Here is a 21,397-nt window from a genome sequence, read left to right on the forward strand (position 1 = left end):
AGCAGGCCTCACAGGGTGCGCGAAACGACGACACCTACGTAATCGCGATCACGGAACAACTGGTCATAGGGGGTGTCGCCGCCCATGAACTTGGCGTAGTTGAACGACACCTGCCAACTGGCCGGGTTACGCACGAAGTTGAGGTAAAGGTTCATGCTGCTGGCGTCTTCGGTGAAGGTCGCCGAGAGGTTGGGAGTCCGCCCCCCGAGGGAACGCGAATAGAAGATCCCTGGCGTCACCTGCCAGCCTGGAACCAAGGTGCCGTCGTAGGTGAGGCTGAAGTCCAGGTTGATCCCGGATGAGGTCTTGTCACCGCGAGCCTTCGGCGCCGTCGCAGGGTCCAGCTGCCAGGTATTGCCACCGGCGGCGATGATTTCGCCGTCATAGCTGCGGTGCAGCCCCGGGTATTTGATGACCACCAACTCGGTCAGCAACGTGCCTGTGCTGGCGCCGGTGAAATCGAGCAGCGTGGGCGAGTTGGACGGCGTCATGCTGTAAAGCCCGGTGAGGTGCCACTGGAACTTCTTCTCGTCCTTCCAGCACTTGCCGCCATTGTTGCTGCACAAATCCAGCACCGGGTTGAGCGGCACTGCGTCCTTGGGCCGGTAGGACAGCTCGGTACCCACCGCCCAATCGCCGATCGGCATGTTCGCGCTGATGCCGTAGAGCATGCGGTCTTCCGGATACTCCCACTTCTGCGCCACGGCGAAGGTGTCCGGGTCCAGCAGACGCATCGTCAGCGATGGCAGCTTGTCGTGGTAGCGCAATACGTACAAGCCGACGTTCAGGTCGCTGTCCTGGGGCTGCCAGCGTAGCGAAAGGCCCCATTGCCCGCTGTCGCGGGCGTCCTTGTCATCGAACCCGTAGGTCTTCATCCCGCTGCCTAGCGCTGAGGTGTAGGACCAGTAGCTGCCAACCGGTGGCACCTCGCTCTTGTTCCAGGCGAACTGGTAATAGGCCTCGATGTTGACCCCGCTACCGAGGCCCGATGCCAGGCTCAGCATCGGTGCCGGGAGCACCGCTTCCTTCAATTGCACGCCAGGGCGCGACAGCGCCTGGATGTCGTAGGCGTTGGTGTTGTTGATACCGCCGAGCACGAACAGGCTCTCGCCCCAGTTGATCACCTGGTTACCCAGGCGGGCGCGAACCCGCTGCTCACCGACATCGAAGCCCTTGCTCACCCAAAGGTCGAGCAGGCGCGCCTTGAATTCCAGGTCATCGCGGGCGGCACTGGTCAGCCCGTCCTTGCCGACGCCATCAGGGGTGTAGAACGACAAAGCGCCGCTGGTATCGGTGGCTGCAAAATCCCGGATCCAGCTGCCGCGTGCCATGAAAGTAAAGTCTTCCGGCATCTTCAGCAGCAGTTCATGGGTGCCTTTGAGGTAATGGGTAAACAAGTCACCCTTGTCGTAGTTGAGGTCGCCCTGGTCGCCGATACCGGAGGTCTGTGCCAGGCACCCGCTGGGCGGATGATGCCCGCTGGTGCCCTGGTTGATCAGATTGCAACCCTGGGACTCGGTGCGGATACCCATACCGTAGGAAATCGTCGAATCGAACGAGCCCCTGATGGTCTCGGTCTCGAAAGTGAACCCCATTGCCAGGGGAGTCATGCACGCAATAGCAAGGCCTGAAGCTTTTGTGATTGTTGTTTTCATGTCGGCGCTCGAAGTGGGGAAGTTCAACGTTCGCTGATGGCACGCAGGTTGTCCGAGGTGTAGAAGTCACGCTTCAGACGTGGGTTGCCGGCATCCTCGGTGAGCCAGCGATGGTCTTTCTTGCCGACGCCGATGGAGGTCATGTCATAGAGGTAGCGACCGTCGACCAGGTTGTACTGGACCTGGGCTTCCATATCGCAGGTGCCAGTCTCGTAGACGGGGATGGGGTAGCCCTCGCGGACTTTCCAGATCTGCCCCTGCTTGTCGTAGTCGACCGCCACCAGGCCGTTCCAGCTGTCCTCGTCGATATAGAACATACGCTTGGGCGCCTGGTGGCGCATGCCTTGGCGTACGGTCGCCTCGACCACCCAGACCCGGTGCAGCTCATAGCGGCGATACTGCGGCGCAAAGGCGTTCTGCTGCGCGACATCCTCGATACGGGCGGAGGCGTCATAAGCACCGAACGAGTTGTAAGGCACCAGAAGCTCCTGCTTGCCGACCAGCTTCCAGTCGAAGCGGTCCATCGGGCCGAAGAAGATGTTCGACTCGTCGATGGTGTACTGGTTATCCAGGCCGATCTGCGGCGAGTCATAGGAATAGGACGGCATGCGACGCACCCGGCGCTGGCCGGGGAAGTAGTAGAAGGTGCTCGCCTGCTCGCCGGCCTTGGTCGTGACCACCCCGGCCTGGCCAGCCAGTGCAGCCGGCTCGTTGTAGGAGAAGTAAGTGGCAACCTCGAGCCGGTCGAACGAGGAGAACAGCGCACTGCCCTTCTGCCCCCACGGCGTGTACATGAACCAGTCGGTCGAGGTCTGCAACCAGCTCCCGCCACCGGGACGCGGTGAAATGCCGGACACCGTCTTGGCCATGTCGAAGCCTACGCCGCGGTAGCGCATCTTCATGTTCCACATGACCTCGGCGCCCGTGGTCGGCATGGGGAATGGAATGCCGGGAACATGAGCGTCCTGCAACGCAACCCCGTCGGCGTCGAGCGTGGCGAAGCCGACATTCTTGCGCGTATTGTCGACGACGAAGTCCGGTGCACCACAGGTGCGTCGGGTCGGGTAGACATCCATGCGGTAATCGGGAATTTTCTTGAACAGCTCCAGCTGCCCGGGAGAAAGCTGCTTGGCGTACTGCGCGACGTTGGCCGCGGTGATGCTATAGAGCGGCTTGTCGTCCTTGAACTTCCAGGATTGCCCACGCACCTGCCCATAACTCCAGCCTGTATCCTGCTTGCCAGGCGTCGCCCAGGCAGGAATTACGCCATCGGCGCTGGCGGCAACCTCAGCGCCCAAGGGGGTCAGTTTTGTTCCCAATTGCGAAGCATCGTTCTGCGCAGCCTGCACTGCGCCGCAAGCGGCCAGCGCCGCAAGCGCCAGGGCCAATGACCGCCCTCTGCAACCAATGGAAGGTCCAACATCAAGGCGCTGAATCACATCTTTCATGCGAAGTTCCTCACGAGCTCTTGGCGACCGTTCGGCGTGCCTCGTTCGAGGCAGCACTGACGGCTGGGTTTGTTTCGAAAGCATGGTCAGATGACGACCACGCAATGGTAAAAAGCAATTTACTTGCCAATATTTTTTTACTTTTGTTTTCAATTACTTATATTTTTTATAACGACTGATATGTGCTACCTGGCGACTCAGATGCCCTCCTCTGCAGCACGCAGGACGGCGATATGTGCAATTACGGAACACTTGTTACTTTAAATCAATGGGAGAGGACTCCGCCCGCTGCCCCAGGGCGAGTCCGAGCCGGGGCAGGCAGGCGTTATCGAGGAAAGAAGAAAGGCGGATGCCCGCAATGGACGCTGAAGTACGTAGACAGGCTGTGGTCAAGGCAATGTTGAATGAAGCTGTTGCCCTAATGGCGAAAGACATCGCCGATGCCGGCAACGGGATGAATGTGAGGGGTAATGCCTGGGCTTGCATTGGCGCGCACAGTCGACAGGTAAACACTGCCTGCACCCAGCACAACGAACACAATGACGATAAGCATTCGAGTCATGACGATCTCCGTAATCGGCGCTTCGCCGCAGCAGAGTTTGTTTTTGTTGGTGCGTCCTCTCCGAGTCTGACGGTCAGCTTGCTCGAGTGCTTCACATATCGCGCCACTAAACAGGCTTTTCATGACAGCCTGGAAAGCCATGTTCCAGGGTGCAGGACAGCTGTTACGATGACTCATCACTACCCCGGGCACTGCATGCGCACTGCCAGACCAGAACCTTCGATATGACTTCTTTCGTCCTCGACATCGCCCTGCTCGGTTTCGACGAGTTTTCGACACGCCAGGGCCTGGATGCCCGCACACTGCTTGAAGAGGCAGGCGTGATGGAAGGCCGGACCGACCTGCCGCTGAGCGGCGAGCGCTTTGCCGCCCTCCTGGAGCTGGCGTCGCGCAAGTCCGGCAATGCGCTGTTCGGCCTGCAGCTTGGCTTGCAGCAAGGGCTTTCAGCGCTGGGCACGCTGCACTATGTGATAAGCAGCGCTCATACGGTCGGCGATGCGTTGCAGGCTTTGATCCGCTATTTCCCTACCCACAGCAACGGCGCAGAGCTAAGACTTGAGCAACGGGGTAACCAGGCCTGGCTGCTCTATGATGTGATAGACGCAAACGTGTCAGTTACCCGGCAGACCGTCGAGCTTGCCATGGCGCTCGGCACCAAGATCATGGAGAGCCTCCTGGGGCGGGCCTGGAAACCCCAGGAGCTTCTGCTTCGCCACGCTGCCGGCGCCCGTCTGAACACATACCGAGCCTTGCTGGACATTACTCCGCGCTTCGACAGTGCGGTCAATGCCTGGGTATTCGATCGCGCCCTGCTGACCCATGCGCTCGGTGAGCGTGATGCTGGCCTGCAGGTGTTGATGAAAAACCATTATGACGAGCTTGCGTACCTCACCCTGCGCGAGCTACCCGCCCACGTACAACGGCTAATGCGGCACGGCCTTTGCGATGGCCAAGCCAGCGTTGAACACATAGCCGGGCAGCTTGCGCTCAGCCCGCGGACTCTGCAGCGTTACCTGCAAGCCGAGGGCACCCACTTCCAGGCATTGCTGGACGACACCCGGCAGGCCATGGCCAAGCGTTATCTCTGTGATTCCACCGTGAACCTGACACAGCTTTCCGCGCTGCTTGGCTATACCAGCCTGGGGGCATTTTCCCGCGCGTTTACACGCTGGAACGGCATCAGCCCGCAGAAATGGCGGCAACATCATCGCACAGGGCAACTGCCTGCACCGGAAACCCACGAGGTGTCGCCGCCATGAAAGCGGTATCCGCCGCGGCCAGCGAGCGTAGCACGACCACTGGCTCGTTCATCCGTGCGCTGGCGCTCAGCAAATTTACCGAATTCGCCAGCAATGAAGGGCTCAGGCCAACGGCAATGCTCCGGCTGGTGGCTTTGCCTGTGGACGTGGAACAATTCCCCCAGCAGATACTTGCCTACCAACGCTACTGCGGGTTGCTGGATCTGTGCGCACAACATGCCGAGCAGCCGCTGTTCGGTTTGCGGTTCGGGATGCACCAAGGGCTAGCAGTATTCGGTGACATGCTATATCTAGTCGGCAGCACCCGATCGGTAGGCGAAGCACTGCTGGAGCTCAAGGACAACTATGCAGTCTTCAATGGTGCGGTCAGCATGCAGCTCATACCTACACGCGATCAGGTCTGCCTTGAGTTTACAACGCCTCGGCAGTACGGCCCCGGGCAGTTCCAGGCCGCAGAGCTGATGTGTGCCGTGGCCCTGAAACTGTTGCGTGCGATGATCGGTGACGAATGGCAACCTGATCATGTGGCCTTTACCCACGCGCCACTTGGCAACGAGCTGGACTACAGGAGCATCCTTGGCTCACCTCCGATGTTTTCCTCGGCGTTTACAGGCCTGGTCTTTCCACGGGATGTCCTGTCGTTGCCACTGAACGCCAAGGACACAACATTGCACCAGCTGCTGGAAACGCACATAGGCCGGATGGAGCGGTTGTCCAGCGCGGCACTCCCTGGATCCATCAAGCAACTGCTTCGCCACCTGCTTCCCAGCGGCCGTGCAACAGTGGACAAAGCCGCCAGCTGGATGGTCGTGAATCCACGGTCGTTGCAACGCCAACTCTTCGCCGAGGGCACGTCATTCCAGCAGCTTCTGGACGAAGTGCGCCAGGAATCAGCCCAGCACTACCTGCAGGATACTGCCATCAGCATGAGCAGGCTGGCGAAGCTTCTGGGATATGCAGACTCGAGCGGCTTCAGCCGCGCCTTTCATCGCTGGTTTGGCCTCACCCCGCTCCAATGGCAACGAAGAACCGGGCTGACCAGGCAACCCCGCTTGCTCCGAGGGCGAAAAAACTACAACGGCCCTGCCGAGTGAAGACGGCCTGGCAACATTGTTGCCAGGCGCATGGCTCAAAACTGCGAACTGTCCAGCAAATACAGCGATTCACTCCCGGCTTTCACCGAGGCTATCAATGAATGGATCCGAGGTAGGAGACGGGCGAAGTAGAAGCGCGCGGTACCCAGCTTGCTGGCGTAGAAGTCGTCTTGACCTGCTTTGGGCAGCGCCGCATGAGCCATTCGCGCCCACATATAGGCGTAGACGGTGTATCCGAAGACATGCAGATACTCGACCGAGGCAGCACCCACTTCGTTGGGATCGCCCTTGGCGCGGTCCAGGATCCAGGCCGTCAATTCCTCAAGATTGAGGACCGCAGCTTTCAATGGTGCGGTAAATTCGGCCAGTGTTGCTGGCGCCGAATGGATGAAACCCAGCACCTCGTCGATCAAGGTTTTCGCGGAGGCGCCACCCGTTCCCAGGACCTTGCGGCCGAGCAGATCCAGCGCCTGAATACCATTGGTACCCTCATAGATCTGGGTGATACGGCAGTCACGCACCAATTGTTCCTGGCCCCATTCGCGAATATAACCATGCCCGCCAAACACCTGTTGCCCGTGTAACGTGGCTTCCAACCCCATATCGGTCAGGAACGCCTTGGCGACTGGCGTCAGCAATGCGACAAGTTCTTCTGCGCGCTTGCGCACCTCGGCGTCTTCGCTGTACCTGGACGTGTCCAGTTGCATGGCGACATAGCTGGAGAATGCACGCCCGCCTTCGTTCAAGGCTTTCATGGTGAGCAGCATGCGACGTACATCGGCGTGGACGATAATCGGATCGGCAATCTGCTGCCCATCGGCAGGTCCACTCGATGCCCGTCCCTGGACGCGGTCACGGGCATAGCTGATCGCACTCTGATAAGAACGCTCGCCGGTAGCCAACCCTTGCACGCCCACTCCCAGCCGTTCGTAGTTCATCATGGTGAACATCGCAGCCAGGCCTTTGTTCGGCTCGCCGACCAACCACCCCACGGCACCATCGAAGTTCATCACACAGGTCGCTGACGCCTTTATGCCCATCTTGTGTTCAAGGGATCCGCAGCTCAGGCTGTTCTTCTCGGCCAATGTGCCGTCGTCATTGCTCAACACCTTGGGTACCAGGAACAGCGAGATACCCTTGGGACCGGCAGGGGCGTCAGGCAGCCGAGCCAATACCAGGTGCACGATATTTTCGGTCAGGTCGTGCTCACCGCCGGTGATGAAGATCTTGGTGCCGCTTATAGCGTAGCTGCCATCCGCTTGCGGCTCGGCACGAGTACGGATGATGCCCAGGTCAGTCCCGGCATGCGGTTCGGTCAGGCACATGGTGCCTGTCCACTCACCGCTGTACATCCTCGATAGATACTGGCCCTTTAGCGTTTCGCTCGCATGCGCATTGATTGCCATACAGGCGCCAGCGGTGAGCATGGGGTACAGACCAAATGACAGGTTGGCCGCATTGACGATTTCATCGACCAGTGTCGAGAGCATCTTCGGCATCCCCATCCCGCCATGGCTGGCATCGCCGGCAACCCCGCCCCATCCGCCCTCGGAAAAAGCCTTGTAGGCCTCCACAAACCCTTGAGGTGTCGTTACCCGCCCGTCTTGCCACTGACAACCTTGCTCATCACCGGGACGATTCAGCGGTGCCAGTACCTCGGCTGCGAGCTTGCCTGCCTCGTTCAGGATCGCATCGGCTGTTTCCGAGTCGATAAAGTCGTGCAGAGCAGGAAACTGACCCCAAAGTTTACTGGCCTCGAATACTTCATTGAGGATGAATTGCATATCCCGCAGGGGGGCTTGGTAATCAGACATGGCATTTCTCGAAAATGAGTTGGGTGATGCGCATCCCGGGATGCGAAGTGCACACAGGGCAAGCGGATTACTGCTATTGCTGGTACGGGCACCAATTAAAACAACCATCGTTATGCTAATTCGTGAAATTGCTCGTTGGCAATGCCCTTTCGGCTGTGCTGTGGCTGCCCCCATTGGTATGCCGGCTTACCGCACTGGCGAGTAGAAACCCGCTGGCGCTTGGCTGAGAACGGCAATGCGTGCCCAGATTCAGGTTCGCATCACCCAGAAAATCGATAACAAGAAAGCCCCAAGGTGCTTGAACACCTTGAGCGTACATTCATGAATTGCACATTTTCTGGCGCGATCTGTTAAGTCTCTGATGCTCGGAGTCTTTAGACTTCCAATCACCTACAACAAAAACCGGCAACCAGCCAATCGCTGGACTCGGAGAGATTCATGCGCCGAATTGCGTTCATCGGCACGGTCACGCTTTTGCTCACAGGCACGTTGTATGCGGCAGAGCAAATCGTGCAGACCAGCCCCCTTTACCCTTGGCCTGTCTACCTGATGTCCAGCTTCGCGGACATCCTCAAGCCCCTGCGCGATGCATTGGCAATCTAATGCTGATTTGCCCACATCCTTCATCCGACAAGCACGATTTCCAATCGTCGAAGCCCAGTACTTTGAGTTCGGTAATGCATTGGCGCATGAACCCTGCTCGCATCCAAGCCCCTTCAACGCAATACGCCCCCGCGTCCTATCGAGGAATACAGCATGCACTTTGAATACAGCCCTAAAGTTCGAGACCTTCTCGGGCGGCTTGAGCGTTTCATGGAAGATCACGTATACCCGGCCGAGCACGAGTACCACGACTTCATCGAGCACTCCGACAACCGTTGGGTGATTCCTCCGGTGATGCAGCAACTCAAGGCGCGTGCGCGGAGCGAAGGCCTGTGGAACCTGTTTCTGGCGAAGTTCGACGACTACGGCTCGGGCCTGACCAACCTGGAATATGCGCCGCTGGCCGAGGTCATGGGCCGCTCGTTCATCGGCCCGGAAGTGTTCAACTGCAATGCGCCGGATACTGGCAACATGGAACTGCTGGCACGCTATGGCAGCGAAGCGCAGAAACAACAGTGGCTGCTGCCGCTGCTCAACGGTGAAATCCGCTCAGCGTTCGCCATGACGGAACCCGCGGTCGCTTCCTCCGATGCCACCAATATCGAATGCCGCATCGAACGGGACGGTGACGACTACGTGATCAACGGGCACAAATGGTGGACCACCGGCGCACCCGATCCGCGTTGCGCGTTCCTGATCGTGATGGGCAAGACCGATCCCGCTGCCCCACCTCATCACCAGCAGACGCAGGTGATCGTGCCGATGGATACCCCCGGCCTCAAGCTACTTCGCCCCCTGCGCGTGTTCGGTGACGATGATGCCCCGCACGGGCATGCCGAGATCCTGTTCGAGAATGTGCGCGTTCCGGTTGGCAACCGGATCGGCGACGAAGGGCAAGGTTTCGAAATTGCGCAAAGCCGGCTGGGTCCAGGCCGGATTCATCATTGCATGCGCCTGATCGGATCCGCTCAACGTGCATTGGAATTGATGTGCGCCCGAGTCGAGCACCGGGTAGCGTTCGGCAGGAAGCTCTCCGAGCAAGGTTCGATACGCGAAGACATCGCGCGCTCGCTGTGCGAAATCGAGCAGGCACGCCTGTTGACCTTGAAGGCTGCCGACAAGATGGACCGCACCAGCTACAAGGACGCGCGGGACCTTATCGCGATGATCAAGATCGTTGCCCCGACCATGGCGCAGCAGGTCATTGACCGCGCCATCCAGGCCCACGGTGCGCTGGGCCTGTGCCAGGACAGCTTCCTGCCGCGCGCCTTTGCCAATGCTCGGGCCATTCGCCTGGCCGATGGCCCCGATCAGGTGCACATGGCCTCCCTGGGCAAAGCGGTGATCAAACGCTACACAGCTTGAGGAACGACCACATGACCCACATTGAAAACCTCGACAGCGAGCGCCTTGGCGCCTACCTGGAAGCCGTTCTGCCCGGTTTCAACGGACCTGTAGCGTTGGAGAAGTTCGCTGGCGGGCAGTCGAACCCGACATACCGGCTACGCGCCGGCGGGGCCGATTACGTGTTACGCAGCAAACCACGGGGCGCACTGCTGAAGTCCGCTCACGCGATCGACCGTGAGTTTCGCGTCATGCAAGCCCTGCGCAACACCGAGGTTCCGGTAGCCCACCCGTATCACCTCTGCGAGGATGCCAGCATCATCGGCAGTGACTTCTACCTCATGTCCTTCGTGGAGGGGCGGATTTTCTGGGACCCTGCACTGCCCGAGATACAGCAAGCCCACCGCGCTGCCTATTACGACGAAATGAACCGCGTACTCGCAGCTATGCACCGCCTGGACGTCGAAGCCATCGGCCTCGGCGATTATGGTCGAGCGGGTAACTATTTCGAGCGGCAACTCGTGCGCTGGACCCAGCAATACCAGGCCAGCGAAACCGATATCAACCCTGCGATGAACCAGCTCATCGAGCGGCTACCGGGGCTGCTGCCACCAGACGACGGACGCGTCAGCCTGGTCCATGGCGACTATCGCCTGGACAACTTCCTGTTCCACCCTACCGAACCGCGCATCCTCGCGGTAGTCGACTGGGAACTGTCCACTCTAGGCCATCCCTTCGCCGACCTGGCCTATCAATGCATGCAGTGGCGCATGCCGAATGACGGCCTGATCCGAGGGTTGGGCGGCCTCGACCGCCACGCATTGGGCATACCAGACGAAGATACCTATGTCGCCGACTATTGCGCGCGCATGGGACTGGAAAAGATCGAAAACTGGAACTTCTACCTGGCATTCAGTTTTTTCCGGCTTGCGGCGATCGCCCAAGGTGTAAAAAAACGCGCCCTAGAAGGCAACGCTTCCAATACGCGGGCGCACGAAACGGGTGAGCTGGCCCGGCCGCTCTCGCAAATGGGGTTGGACCTCATTGCCCCTGGGAACTGAAATTTCAGTTGTTTGGAGAAGCTACGATGGTTAATGAACGTTTTTCGCTGGCCGGCAAAGTTGCTCTCGTCACCGGGGCTTCGAGCGGTATCGGTTATTGTCTTGCCCGCGGCCTGGCGCAGGCTGGCGCCACGATCGTGGCTTCGGCTCGCCGGCTCGACCGGATCGAGGCGCTGGTGCACGACATCCTCAACAGTGGTGGCAAGGCCATCGCTGTCGCCATGGATGTGACCTCCAGTGACAGCGTACGTGCCGCGTTCGACGCTGCGGCGGCCCAGGTCGGCTTGTGCGACATCATTATCAACAATGCCGGTATCGCGGCCCCTGCCCCCTTCCTGGAGACCGACGAAATCTCGATGGATGCGGTGCTGGACACCAACTTCAAGGGGATCTGGCGTGTGTCCCAGGAGGCCGCACGTCGGCTTGCCGAGGCAAAGCGCCCGGGAGCGATCATCAACATCGCCTCGATACTCGGCCTTGGGGTACAGCCCGGTTACAGTGTTTATGCAGCGTCCAAGGGCGCAGTAGTCCAGTTGACCCGGGCACTTGCCAATGACTTGATGCGCTATGGAATCCGGGTCAATGCCATTGCCCCTGGCTGGTTTGAAACGGAAATGAGCCAGGCATTTTTCGCTAGCGAAAAGGGGCAGGCAGCCCTACGCTCAATGCCATCACGACGTTTGGGCCAGCTCGACGAACTGGTTGGACCGGTGATCATGCTCGCTAGCGAGGCGGGCTCCTTCGTCAACGGCGTGGTGCTGCCAGTAGACGGAGCCCATCATACCCGCCTGGCATAACGGTATTGCTGCAAAGCAGGACACAGTGTAGCCAACACTCTGTGTCCACCGGCCGGCCTTCAGAAACTCCGAAAACATTAAGGCGCGATGCCCTGCGGAAATCCGGTAATGGGCATCAAGGCGACCTTCGAGATTCTGCCGTCAGACGCTACGCAGTGAACCTGCCATCCCTCATTTTCAGGCCGGCGAGGTTGGCAGGGTTTCTGGGTAACGGTTGATTCTGCGCACTACCCTACCAATCCAAACTCCACCGCCGGTATATAAATAGAACGAACGCACGCCGGCGGTGCTCAACCGCCAATACGCTTTTTTTGTGCCAAGGATGAATAAACACACAAAATCTGCCGTTCAGCCACGTCGACCATCACATCGGTCTAATCGCGCTTCCTAGGGCTCTGCGAGTGTCTGCGATGGGCCGGGAGCAGCCCTTCGCGAGTGACCCCTATCGACCCAAAGCTGCCATTGCGCAAGTACTGCTATTGCTCATTTTTCGAGGCCGGCGCAAACCCTGTGGGAGCGGGTTTACCCGCGAAGCAGGCAACGCGGAGGATGGTACGGGCTTCGCCCGTGTTCGCGGGTAAACCCGCTCCCACCAAGATCACCTCAGATACGAATGTCCGCTATGGGTCGATTCTGTTGAAAAAGTCGGTGTCGACCTGAGCCACTTGCGCGAAGCTGAAAAAATGCCTGTTTGATGCGTTGCTACGCGAAATCTGAGGCAATCCAGTACCTGCATTGGCTCAGATTTCAACGTAGGCCGCCTACTTTCGCAGGCAGAAATCGCCGAGAGACTTTTTCAACAGAATCGGCCAAAAGCGGACCTTAGCTCCTCGCCGCGAGCCTCGCATCGAAGCGTATTCCCCATTGCCAATCACGGGAGTGCTCGACCAGGTGATCAACGAATGCGCGTGTTTTGGCTGGTAACAGCTTCTGGCTGGCGAAGTAGAGCGAGATGGGGCCGGCATCGACATACCAGTCCGGTAAGACACGTTGCAGCGCACCGCTTTGCAGATGCGACAGTACATCCGGTACGGCCAGCAGAGCCAGCCCCAGCCCGAGCAATGTGCTCTGGCACAGCGCTTGCGGATCGTTTACTAACATGCGCGGACGTAACTCCAGCGGGATTCGCTCGCCCTTGGAATTCTGGAGCATCCAGCTGCGCACCTTGCCGCTCTGAACCGACCGCATGCCCAAGTGATCGAACTCCGCTAGCTGTTCTGGCCGACGTGGCGCTGATCGCCCGGCCAAATATTCCGGCGACGCCACCAGTACCAGATGCGCTGGCGCCAATTCGCGTGCGACCACACCGGCTGATAATTCGATACCGCCGCCAATAGCGGCATCGAAACCGTCAGTGATCAGCTCCACCTGGCGATTGTCGAAATGCCATTCCGGCATTACTGCCGGGTAGCGGGCGAGAAAATCAGGCATCAGCGGTAGCAGATAGTCGCGCCCAAAGGCCGGTGCCGCCGAGACACGCAGCAGGCCGGCCGGTGCACCGGCGCTGCTGGTGAGATCGGCAATCGCTGCCTGGATGCTTTCCAGCCCACCGCCGACATTCCCGAGGAAGCGCTCGCCGGCTTCGGTCAGGGTCAGACGCCGGGTGCTGCGCTGGAACAGGCGTACGCCGAGATTGGTTTCCAGCTGAGCAACATTGCGACTGATGGCCGCCGGCGTCAGGCCCAGACGACGTGCGGCTGCGGAGAAGCTACCGCACTCGGCGCTGCGTACGAAGGATTCCAAATTTGCCAAGGTTTCCATAGCTCAACCTTCAATCGTTAGTTGAAGGTGATTCTAGTCATTACCCGCTACTGCGTGGAAAGCGAAAGGCATTTCATGAGCACACCTACCACCCACACGAGGTCTGCATCATGAACAACGCCAACCTTCCCCTGAACGGCCAGGTCGCACTGGTTACCGGCGGATCGCGTAGCATCGGCGCCGCCATCGCCAAACGCCTGGCGGCCGACGGAGCCAGTGTCGCGATCACATACAACGCATCGCCGGACAAGGCCGACGCGCTGGTCAGCGAGATAGTTGCCGCCGGTGGCAGGGCGGTGGCGATTGCCGCCGATGCCGGCGACCCGCAAGCGGTACGCAGCGCTGTGCGACAGGTCGCCAGCACCTTCGGACGGTTGGATATCCTGGTCAACAATGCCGGCATCAGCGTGCTCGGCGCACCGGAGGAGATCGCTTTCGAGGACTTCCAGCGCATCCTCGCGGTGAATGTCACCGGCGTGTTCGTCGCCACCCAGGAGGCGCTCAAGCACATGGGCCGCGGTGGGCGCATCATCCACATCGGCAGCTCCATGGTGCAGTACGCCGCTTTCGCCACCGCCTCGGCCTACACCCTGACCAAGGGTGCCCTGGCCGGCTTCAGCCGTGGCCTGGTGCGCGACCTCGGCCCGCGCGGCATCACGGTCAACACCGTGCATCCCGGCCCGACTGACAGCGACATGAACCCAGCGGATGGCCCTGTGGCCGATTTCGTCCGCCCCAATATTGCTGTCGGCCGCTACGGCGAGGGCCGCGACATCGCCGCAGCCGTTGCCTGGCTGGCCAGTCCGGAGGCGGCCTTCGTCAGCGGCGCCGAGCTGCTGGTAGATGGCGGTTTCACGGCCTGAGGAGAGACAGACATGAAGATTGGAATCATCGGCGCTGGTGCCATAGGCAGTGCCATCGCACGCGCCCTGAGTAAGGCGGGTATCGAGGTCGAAATTGCCAACAGCCGTGGGCCGGAGAGCTTGCAGAGTCTGGCTGACGAACTGGGGCCGAAGGTCAGACCGGTAAGCCGGGAGCGGGCCGCCCAGGCGGACATCGTCTTTCTCGCGGTGAATTGGTCGAAAATTCCCGCCGCGCTAGAGAACCTGCCTCCCTGGAACGGACGCATCGTGGTCGACACCAACAATCCCATCGAGGCGCCGACCTTCCGTCCCTTCGATCTGGGCGGCCAGAGTTCGAGCGAAGTGGTTGAACGGATGCTACCTGGAGCGCGTTTGGTCAAAGCCGTTAACCACCTCGCACCGACGCTGCTGAGCGGCGATCCGCAGGCCGAAGGCGGTCGGCGCGTTCTGTTCTATTCCGGTGAGGATGTCGAGGCCAAGGCCACTGTGGGGGCGTTAATTGAGCGACTGGGCTTCGCTGGCATCGATCTGGGAGGCCTAAGCGAAGGGCGTCTGGCGCAGTTCCCTGGAGGGCCATTACCGGCACTTAACCTGGTTAAGCACGGCTAATCCCCAATCAGCGGGCGCTCCAAGCGTCCGCTTTTGGCCGATTCTGTTGAAAAAGTAACTGCCGCCCCATGCCCCCGGCAAAATCACGCGCTCAGTGAGCGTGGGGGCAGGCAGCATGATGGGGCAGTTACCGGGAGGACAGGCGCGCCTGTTCTACTCGTTCAATCTGGAAGAGCACGTCCCGCCCCAACACCTCCTGCGCAGCATCGATCAGTGCCTGGATCTCAGCGACCTGCGTGCTCACTTAGCCGACTTCTACAGCCCCATCGGGCGACCATCGATTGATCCGGAGTTGATGGTGCGCATGCTGGTGGTCGGCTACTGCTACGGCATCCGTTCCGAGCGGCGGTTGTGTGAAGAGGTGCACCTGAACCTGGCCTACCGCTGGTTCTGCCGCCTGGGCCTGGAAGACGAAGTGCCCAATCACTCGACCTTCTCGAAGAATCGCCACGGCCGCTTCCGTGACAGCGGCCTGTTCCGCTGGTTGTTCAATGAGGTGCTGCGGCGCTGCATGGCCGCTGGGCTGGTCAAGGGCGAAGGCTTCGCCGTCGACGCCAGCATCATCAAGGCGGATGCCAGCCGGCAACGTGGGGTGGCGGGCGATGAAGTCGACTGGCGCGATCCGGCGCTCAGCAGCCGCGCCGTGCGCGAGTACCTCGAAGCCCTTGATGAAGAGGCGCTGGCCGAAGCCCTGCCCAAGAAAATTTCACTCACCGATCCGCAGGCGCGGTGGACCGCCGCGCCAGGTGGTCCGGCCTTCTTTGCCTACGCTACCAACTACCTGATCGACACCGAGCACGGCGTGATCCTGGATGTGGAAGCCACCCCGGCGCATCGGACTGCCGAAGTCGAGTCGACCAAAACGATGGTCGAGCGCGTCGAAGCGCAGTTCGACCTCACACCGGAACGCCTGATCGGCGATACCGCCTATGGCACGGCCCCGATGCTGGCCTGGATGGTCGAGGAGAAGGACATCGAGCCGCATGTGCCGGTGTGGGACAAGACCGAGCGCAAGGACGACAGTCTCTCCAGCAACGACTTTCACTGGAATCAGGAGGCCAAGGAATACTGCTGCCCAGCCGGCAAACCGCTACGCAGTGAATGGCGCGCCTTCACCCAACAGAGAACGCGGGTGACCAAGGCCAACACCATCATCTACCGCTCCAGCCAAGCCGACTGCGCCACCTGCCTGCTGAAAGCCAAGTGCTGTCCCAATACGCCGAATCGGAAGATCGTCCGCAGTATCCATGAGGCTGCTCGCGACATAGCGCGACGCATCGCCAAGACACCGGAGTACCTCGTCTCTCGCTGCGAGCGCAAGAAGGTGGAGATGCTGTTCGCCCACCTCAAACGGATCATGAAACTCGACCGTTTACGGCTGCGTGGCCTGACAGGCGCCACCGACGAATTCACCTTGGCCGCGACGGTGCAAAACCTGCGACGCATGGCCAAGCTCATGCCTCACGGCCCACCGATCACGGGATAGGTACGCCTACTGCGAGCAGAAACCCTCGAATTAACCAGCAAACCTGAGCCCGGTGGCTCAGTGAAACGCCGAAAGGCAACTTGAAGTGGCTTGCAGCCACTTCGAAAGCTGGCGCACCTGGCCGACTGGCTGCCGCAGAACCGCCTTTTTCAACACAATCGGTCGGAAGCAGCCGCTCACCAGAGGCCGGTTTCGACCCAAAGCTACCCTTCACTCCTGACAGCTAACGGCCAAAAGCGGACAGTGATAAAGCGCTAACGGTGACTTGCCCGGACGCTTATGCTCCGCCGGAGCTGGCGCTCATCCGCTACAGGAGATAGGCGCCACCATGTTTTTGTATCCCGATGACGCCTGTCATACAGGGAACCGGAAAGAAGCTCCGTATGCAGTCGCTGGCAAGCGGCTGGATCCGTCAGTTCTCAATCTGGATCGCAAGCTCCCGCTCTGAGAACTGGTTCGGTAGAGCCCTCTTTTTTGCAGCGCTGGCACCACCCATTCTACGAAGTCCTCCAGGGTTCCAGGGCTCGTCAAGGGGTTGAGCATGTAGCCGCTCGTACCTGAGATCCGTGCATGCTCTTCGATTCGGTCTGCGACCTGCTCCGGAGTGCCCACCAGGATGAGATCGGTACCCCGTGTGACATTGGCGAAGCGCTTTCTGACGTCCCCGGCGGTTAAAGGCTTACCGCTTCCGTCGGGTCGCATCATGTAGGAAGTAAGACCCTCGGTATGTGTCGACAACGCATCGCTATCCGCGTAGCGGCTTAGGTCGATGCCTGTGTCGCCGGCATAGCTGACGAGTTGTGCTTCCAAGTGATAGTTGCTCTGGAGCTCGTCGTACTTGCGCTGGGCTTCTATTTCAGTTTTCGCCGTCACGATGCGCAGCACTGTCAGCGACTGTACGTCATCCCGAGCACGACCACGCGCCTCAGCCATCGTCCAGATTTCTTCCAACCCTTGACGGATTTCATGTGGATTCGACTTGGCTATGAAGATCAGTTCGGCATGTTTGGCTGCGAACTCGCGGCCTCTTCCAGACCAACCCGCCTGAATCAGGAGTGGCGTTCGCTGTGGCGACGGAGCGGACAGATGAGGCCCTGCCACTCGATAGCGTTCTCCTACATGGTCGATCGACTTGACCCGGTCGCCTTGGGCGTACACTTGGCGGGCTTTGTCGGCCACTACTGCGTCGTCTGCCCAACTGCCCTCCCAAAGTTTGTAGACCACATCCATGAACTCCTCGGCGCGCTCGTATCGATCCCCATGCTTGAGCATTTCCTCCAGGCCGAAGTTGCGCGCAGCACTGGAAAGATAGGAGGTGACGATGTTCCAACCGATCCGGCCGTTGGTCATGTGATCGAGCGTGCTGAAGCGACGGGCATGGGCAAAAGGATGCTCGTAGGTCGTGGACACGGTAGCGCCGAACGCCAGATTCTTCGTAATCGCAGCCAATCCCGGGATGATCATCAGCGGGTCATTTGCAGGGGCCTCGACAGCCCACTTCACGGCGGCCTGCGCATGACCGCCGAATACATCATAGAAGCCCAACACATCTGCGAAGAACAGCATGTCGAGGTTGGCCTGGTCAGCGATGCGCGCCTGGTTGGCCCAGAATTCGAAGGTGTTGGCGGCCAGACGTTCATCAGCCGGATGTGTCCACAAGCTCGGCGCGCCACCGCAACCGACGCTGGCTTGTTCGTAGAGGGCAAACAATAGGGGTTTAGGGTCGGACATCACTGTTCCTGTAATCATTGATATCAGCGCTCAACTTATCGCTGATCCTGAAAGCCTTTGCCGTAATAGCGCTCGAGGCGGTGTTGGATAAGCTCCAGCCCAATGGACAGAAGCCAATAGATGAGTGCGGCGGTGGCCAGCATCTCGATGTAGCGGTAAGAAGAGCGGCCGTAGGACTGCGCCAGGAACATCACTTCCCATACCCCCATCACCGAAATCAACGATGAGTCTTTGAGCATGGAGATGAACTGGCTGGTTATCGGAGGGATGATCGTCCGCATCGCCTGGGGCAGGATGATGTGAAAGAACGTCGCGGGCGGAGTCATTAACGCCTGCACTGATTGCGCCGGGCACTACGCCGAGCTGTGGCAGCCCCAGGTAAATAAGCAGAATCTGAATCAGCAAAGGCGTGCCACGGAAGAAGGAGGCGTAGAAGCTCGCCACTCCAAAGGCCACAGCGCTTCGAGAAAGCCGTGCTAGCGCTGTTACGAACCCCAGTACCAGCGAAAGCCAGATCGAGCAAAAGCACAGGAACAACGTCAGTGCTGCGCCCTGCAGGAACCCATTGGGCCCCAGTTTGAGTCCAACCAGGTTTGGCAGCTTATCGAGAATAATCGAGAACTTGAGGTCGAAGCTCAGGAAGAAAAGCACGCAGGCGCCGAGTAACGCTACCCAGGTCAGATACAAACGGGTTTTGAACCCGAATATTCGTCGAATTCGATCCTTCTGTGTCTTGGACGGCAGCGCGGTTTTGGCCGGATGTGGATTGAGGGCTGTCATTTGGTGATATCAGCGCCAATCCACTTTTCGGAGATCTTGGCCAGCGTCCCATCCGCTTGGAGTTCAGTCACAACCTGGGCAACTTTCTCACTCCACTGGGGATCGTTTTTCTCAACGGCGACTACGTTGGGCTCGGCATACAGGGTATCGCCAGCAATCCTGAAGCGAGGATCTTGGGCGATACGCTCTTTGGCTGTAATCAGATTGGTGACCATGGCGTCCAGTCGTACTCCGGTGCCTAGGGCCAAATCCTGGAACGCTACGGTTTCGTTGTCATAGGGTGCAATCTGGACGCTGTCAAACGGGTACGTCAGGGGTTTGTCCTCTGCCCCCTCGATGACGAGATCCTTGTTCAGATAGGCTTCATAGGTGGACGCACTGATCACGCCAACCTTCTTCCCTGACAGGTCTTTACCGGAGCTGATGCCACTGTCTCTAGCATTGACCACGATCACCGCAGGGGATTGGTAATACTCGACAGGGAAATCAAATACCTCTGCCCGCGCCTTGCTTGGCGTCATGGAGCAAACACAAATGTCGTAGCGCCCACTCCAGCGCCCAGCGGCGATGACATCCCACGAAGGTGTTTCGAGCTTGAGCTTGACCCCTAGCCGTTTAGCCACTGCCTTGGCGACGTCCACGTCGAACCCGTCGAGCTGGTTCTGTTCATTCAGGAACGAGAACGGCGGGTAGTTTTCCATCAGTACGCCGGTGAGCTCGCCTTTGTTTTCTACGCGTTCAAGGGTCGAGCCAGCGAAGGCAGAGGAACAGGCAACAAGGAGCGCCAGGCCAGCAGGGAGGAGAGATATGGCTTTCAACGACAGGTACTCAGTTAGCAAAGGATTTAAATATTAAAAAGCAATATAAAATCCTTTCGTACTAACATTATGGAATATCAATGGATTGCCCAGCTATATCCCTGCTGTTCCAGGAATGCAGCGAATGGGTTCGCGGTTGAATAGCTCCGGAGTATCTAAATCAAACGAACGGGTGCTTTTGGCCGATTGCGGTCAGTCGTGACCGGCAGCTTTCGACCTGTAGCGGCCATTCAACTGCTGACGCCATTTATTATTTTTTTGCCCTCGCCGTTCCCTGGTGGAATGCCATTTGTCAATCGCCTCCCACCTGGCGCCATATTGAGCTTCTCCAGGATTCGCTGCTGCCGCTCGGACTGAGGACAGTGCATCGATAGGTGTTCAGCACCACTTTTTCGGACAGGATGCGTATCTGAAAATCGTTGATTTGACGCTGGACAAAGTCCTGTTCCAGCAAGGCGTCTATGAGCTGTGTTCGGTTCGAAACGGCACTATTCGCGCCAAATTCCACAAAATCTGGAGCCAGCAAGCTTTTCAGTATGTCGCGCGATCAAGGCGAGACTCGCGTTCAAGAAGACGTACTTCCAGCGCGTGAATGGCTGACTCCAGCCATTCCTTCGAAACACTCATGTGGTTGACCGCCCTGTGCGAAGCGTTAAACCCCCGATAGCCATGGCTGGATGGAACCAGGCCGTTACTGTTGGTCTGAGAACACCACCGAAACAGTTTGTGTGGTTGGGAAGCAGGAAAAATTTGCTGATGCCGCCATAAGCGCCAGTTGATCGTAACTCGCCAACTGGCATGGCGCATGCAAAAGTCTACGCATTACCCTTTTAGATCTGATCGCATGGATAGCATCAGCTTGTTACCCAAGCTCCTTGTTCGCAAGCCTGTCAGTGATGATGCCGCTGCCATTGCCATCCTTCACATCCGCAGTTGGCAAAGCGCCTACGAAGGGCTGTTGTCAAAACGATACCTGAGTTCCTGGGACACCAGTGTGGAACGCCGTGTGGTGTTCCTGAAGAAGGCAATCGAGTCTGACAGCCCGTCAATTCGCGTTGCCGAATTGGATGGGCAAGTGGTTGGCTGGGTTTCGTTCGGCCCTAGCCGTGACCAGGATGCTCCCACCGGCACTGCTGAACTGATGGCAATCTACCTCGACCCGGCATTCTGGGCGTGTGGTATTGGTACGGCTCTCTGGGCAGAGGCCCGGCAGGCATTGATGGGTCATGGCTATCAACAGGTTTGTGCGTGGGTGCTCGATGGCAACGAGCGAGCCACACGCTTTTACTGCAAGCATGGTTTTTCAGCGCAGGCAGGAAGCCAACGCATCTTTGAAAAAAGCGGTGAATCACTCCCGCTTACCCGCTATGGCTTGATGCTCGATTCATGACGAAACAGATCGCTCTGCAAGCATTCGCCACCTGACTGCTGTCAAACAGAAGGGTGGCAGCTGTACGTAGGTTGACAGACCGGCGGAATAAGCAAGTTCCGGCGCACGCAAGCGTGCCCCACGCACAGCCACCATAAAGGGAAAGCCGAATGCTTAAACCGTTACGGCCTGTCAAAGCCGTGTCACTGATGAGCAGCGACAGGCCCAGACTAGAGCCCTGCCAGGGCACCCGCAACGGAAAATAGGCGGCAACAGTATCTTTGGGAAATGCCCTACAAGAAAGCGAAAAAATCTGATTTTTCGAGGCTAGTTGTAATCAATG

Annotated in this window: 18 protein-coding genes and 1 pseudogene; 10 read left to right on the forward strand and 9 right to left on the reverse strand. The window is 58.9% G+C overall.

Translation table 11 applies throughout. The features are described 5' to 3' along the window. Positions 1-8: 8 nt before the first annotated feature. The 3 genes from IMX18_RS11435 to IMX18_RS28020 form a co-directional block, all read right to left on the reverse strand. Positions 9-1,595, reverse strand: a complete 1,587-nt coding sequence (locus IMX18_RS11435) for a DUF1302 domain-containing protein (RefSeq protein ID WP_061302303.1) — start codon at positions 1,593-1,595, stop codon at positions 9-11. Between the two features lie 83 nt (positions 1,596-1,678). Continuing rightward, positions 1,679-3,103 carry a DUF1329 domain-containing protein gene (locus IMX18_RS11440; RefSeq protein WP_217190417.1) on the reverse strand — a complete coding sequence of 475 codons (1,425 nt, stop codon included), beginning with the start codon at positions 3,101-3,103 and terminating at the stop codon, positions 1,679-1,681. 418 nt (positions 3,104-3,521) lie between these two features. Further along, positions 3,522-3,842, reverse strand: coding sequence for a hypothetical protein (locus IMX18_RS28020; protein WP_217190419.1), 321 nt, complete (start codon positions 3,840-3,842; stop codon positions 3,522-3,524). 47 nt (positions 3,843-3,889) lie between these two features. On the opposite strand from IMX18_RS28020, the gene IMX18_RS11450 reads away from it, so the two are divergent. Further along, entirely contained in the window at positions 3,890-4,924 is a 1,035-nt protein-coding gene (locus IMX18_RS11450) for an AraC family transcriptional regulator (protein ID WP_217190421.1), read from the forward strand. Further along, a complete protein-coding gene (locus tag IMX18_RS11455) occupies positions 4,921-6,018 on the forward strand; it encodes an AraC family transcriptional regulator (RefSeq protein ID WP_061302307.1) in 1,098 nt (365 codons plus the stop codon). The genes IMX18_RS11450 and IMX18_RS11455 overlap by 4 nt, the downstream gene beginning before the upstream one ends. Positions 6,019-6,053: 35 nt before the next feature. Here the strand turns inward: IMX18_RS11455 and IMX18_RS11460 are convergent, their stop codons facing one another. Further along, entirely contained in the window at positions 6,054-7,832 is a 1,779-nt protein-coding gene (locus tag IMX18_RS11460) for an acyl-CoA dehydrogenase C-terminal domain-containing protein (RefSeq protein WP_061302308.1), read from the reverse strand. A gap of 438 nt (positions 7,833-8,270) precedes the next feature. Here IMX18_RS11460 and IMX18_RS11465 point away from each other — a divergent pair, with 438 nt between their 5' ends. The 4 genes from IMX18_RS11465 to IMX18_RS11480 all read left to right on the forward strand — a co-directional run bounded on the left by IMX18_RS11465 (position 8,271) and on the right by IMX18_RS11480 (position 11,637). Then, a complete protein-coding gene (locus IMX18_RS11465; protein WP_190288806.1) occupies positions 8,271-8,435 on the forward strand; it encodes a hypothetical protein in 165 nt (54 codons plus the stop codon). A 153-nt stretch (positions 8,436-8,588) separates the two neighbouring features. Next, the gene (locus IMX18_RS11470) at positions 8,589-9,800 is read left to right on the forward strand and encodes an acyl-CoA dehydrogenase family protein (protein ID WP_217190423.1); all 1,212 of its coding nucleotides are present in this window, start codon (positions 8,589-8,591) and stop codon (positions 9,798-9,800) included. Between the two features lie 11 nt (positions 9,801-9,811). Continuing rightward, complete coding sequence (locus IMX18_RS11475; protein WP_217190425.1) at positions 9,812-10,840, forward strand: phosphotransferase; 1,029 nt, start codon at positions 9,812-9,814, stop codon at positions 10,838-10,840. A 26-nt stretch (positions 10,841-10,866) separates the two neighbouring features. Beyond that, positions 10,867-11,637, forward strand: a complete 771-nt coding sequence (locus IMX18_RS11480; protein ID WP_217190427.1) for an SDR family NAD(P)-dependent oxidoreductase — start codon at positions 10,867-10,869, stop codon at positions 11,635-11,637. Between the two features lie 822 nt (positions 11,638-12,459). On the opposite strand, the gene IMX18_RS11485 is transcribed toward IMX18_RS11480, so the two are convergent. Next, entirely contained in the window at positions 12,460-13,398 is a 939-nt protein-coding gene (locus IMX18_RS11485; RefSeq protein WP_061302312.1) for a LysR family transcriptional regulator, read from the reverse strand. 110 nt (positions 13,399-13,508) lie between these two features. Between IMX18_RS11485 and IMX18_RS11490 the strand changes: the two genes are divergently transcribed. The 3 genes from IMX18_RS11490 (at position 13,509) to IMX18_RS11500 (ending at position 16,356) form a co-directional block, all read left to right on the forward strand. Continuing rightward, entirely contained in the window at positions 13,509-14,261 is a 753-nt protein-coding gene (locus IMX18_RS11490; protein ID WP_061302313.1) for a 3-oxoacyl-ACP reductase family protein, read from the forward strand. A gap of 12 nt (positions 14,262-14,273) precedes the next feature. Continuing rightward, complete coding sequence (locus IMX18_RS11495) at positions 14,274-14,870, forward strand: NADPH-dependent F420 reductase (RefSeq protein ID WP_217190429.1); 597 nt, start codon at positions 14,274-14,276, stop codon at positions 14,868-14,870. Between the two features lie 115 nt (positions 14,871-14,985). Then, the gene (locus tag IMX18_RS11500; RefSeq protein ID WP_217190430.1) at positions 14,986-16,356 is read left to right on the forward strand and encodes a transposase; all 1,371 of its coding nucleotides are present in this window, start codon (positions 14,986-14,988) and stop codon (positions 16,354-16,356) included. Positions 16,357-16,710: 354 nt separating this feature from the next. On the opposite strand, the gene IMX18_RS11505 is transcribed toward IMX18_RS11500, so the two are convergent. The 4 genes and pseudogenes from IMX18_RS11505 to IMX18_RS28485 all read right to left on the reverse strand — a co-directional run bounded on the left by IMX18_RS11505 (position 16,711) and on the right by IMX18_RS28485 (position 20,193). Next, a complete protein-coding gene (locus IMX18_RS11505; RefSeq protein WP_061302316.1) occupies positions 16,711-18,087 on the reverse strand; it encodes an LLM class flavin-dependent oxidoreductase in 1,377 nt (458 codons plus the stop codon). Positions 18,088-18,122: 35 nt separating this feature from the next. Next, positions 18,123-18,867 (reverse strand): annotated as a pseudogene (locus IMX18_RS11510) (amino acid ABC transporter permease). Then, on the reverse strand, positions 18,864-19,685 hold the full coding sequence (locus tag IMX18_RS11515; RefSeq protein WP_217190433.1) for an ABC transporter substrate-binding protein: 822 nt from the start codon (positions 19,683-19,685) through the stop codon (positions 18,864-18,866). The pseudogene IMX18_RS11510 and the gene IMX18_RS11515 overlap by 4 nt, the downstream one beginning before the upstream one ends. Positions 19,686-19,977: 292 nt before the next feature. Next, on the reverse strand, positions 19,978-20,193 hold the full coding sequence (locus tag IMX18_RS28485) for a hypothetical protein (protein ID WP_411959616.1): 216 nt from the start codon (positions 20,191-20,193) through the stop codon (positions 19,978-19,980). Between the two features lie 336 nt (positions 20,194-20,529). On the opposite strand from IMX18_RS28485, the gene IMX18_RS11525 reads away from it, so the two are divergent. Next, entirely contained in the window at positions 20,530-21,075 is a 546-nt protein-coding gene (locus IMX18_RS11525) for a GNAT family N-acetyltransferase (protein ID WP_158239723.1), read from the forward strand. Positions 21,076-21,397 lie beyond the last annotated feature (322 nt).

The sequence above is a fragment of the Pseudomonas shirazica genome, assembly GCF_015168335.1.
GTDB classification, from domain to species: domain Bacteria; phylum Pseudomonadota; class Gammaproteobacteria; order Pseudomonadales; family Pseudomonadaceae; genus Aquipseudomonas; species Aquipseudomonas asiatica.

Excerpts from the sequence above, each read along its gene's own strand:
- IMX18_RS11435 (WP_061302303.1), bottom strand. The coding sequence starts at position 1,595 with ATGGGGTTCACTTTCGAGACCGAGACCATCAGGGGCTCGTTCGATTCG.
- IMX18_RS11440 (WP_217190417.1), bottom strand. The coding sequence starts at position 3,103 with ATGAAAGATGTGATTCAGCGCCTTGATGTTGGACCTTCCATTGGTTGC.
- IMX18_RS28020 (WP_217190419.1), bottom strand. The coding sequence starts at position 3,842 with ATGAGTCATCGTAACAGCTGTCCTGCACCCTGGAACATGGCTTTCCAG.
- IMX18_RS11450 (WP_217190421.1), top strand. The coding sequence starts at position 3,890 with ATGACTTCTTTCGTCCTCGACATCGCCCTGCTCGGTTTCGACGAGTTT.
- IMX18_RS11455 (WP_061302307.1), top strand. The coding sequence starts at position 4,921 with ATGAAAGCGGTATCCGCCGCGGCCAGCGAGCGTAGCACGACCACTGGC.
- IMX18_RS11460 (WP_061302308.1), bottom strand. The coding sequence starts at position 7,832 with ATGTCTGATTACCAAGCCCCCCTGCGGGATATGCAATTCATCCTCAAT.
- IMX18_RS11465 (WP_190288806.1), top strand. The coding sequence starts at position 8,271 with ATGCGCCGAATTGCGTTCATCGGCACGGTCACGCTTTTGCTCACAGGC.
- IMX18_RS11470 (WP_217190423.1), top strand. The coding sequence starts at position 8,589 with ATGCACTTTGAATACAGCCCTAAAGTTCGAGACCTTCTCGGGCGGCTT.
- IMX18_RS11475 (WP_217190425.1), top strand. The coding sequence starts at position 9,812 with ATGACCCACATTGAAAACCTCGACAGCGAGCGCCTTGGCGCCTACCTG.
- IMX18_RS11480 (WP_217190427.1), top strand. The coding sequence starts at position 10,867 with ATGGTTAATGAACGTTTTTCGCTGGCCGGCAAAGTTGCTCTCGTCACC.
- IMX18_RS11485 (WP_061302312.1), bottom strand. The coding sequence starts at position 13,398 with ATGGAAACCTTGGCAAATTTGGAATCCTTCGTACGCAGCGCCGAGTGC.
- IMX18_RS11490 (WP_061302313.1), top strand. The coding sequence starts at position 13,509 with ATGAACAACGCCAACCTTCCCCTGAACGGCCAGGTCGCACTGGTTACC.
- IMX18_RS11495 (WP_217190429.1), top strand. The coding sequence starts at position 14,274 with ATGAAGATTGGAATCATCGGCGCTGGTGCCATAGGCAGTGCCATCGCA.
- IMX18_RS11500 (WP_217190430.1), top strand. The coding sequence starts at position 14,986 with ATGATGGGGCAGTTACCGGGAGGACAGGCGCGCCTGTTCTACTCGTTC.
- IMX18_RS11505 (WP_061302316.1), bottom strand. The coding sequence starts at position 18,087 with ATGTCCGACCCTAAACCCCTATTGTTTGCCCTCTACGAACAAGCCAGC.
- IMX18_RS11525 (WP_158239723.1), top strand. The coding sequence starts at position 20,530 with ATGGATAGCATCAGCTTGTTACCCAAGCTCCTTGTTCGCAAGCCTGTC.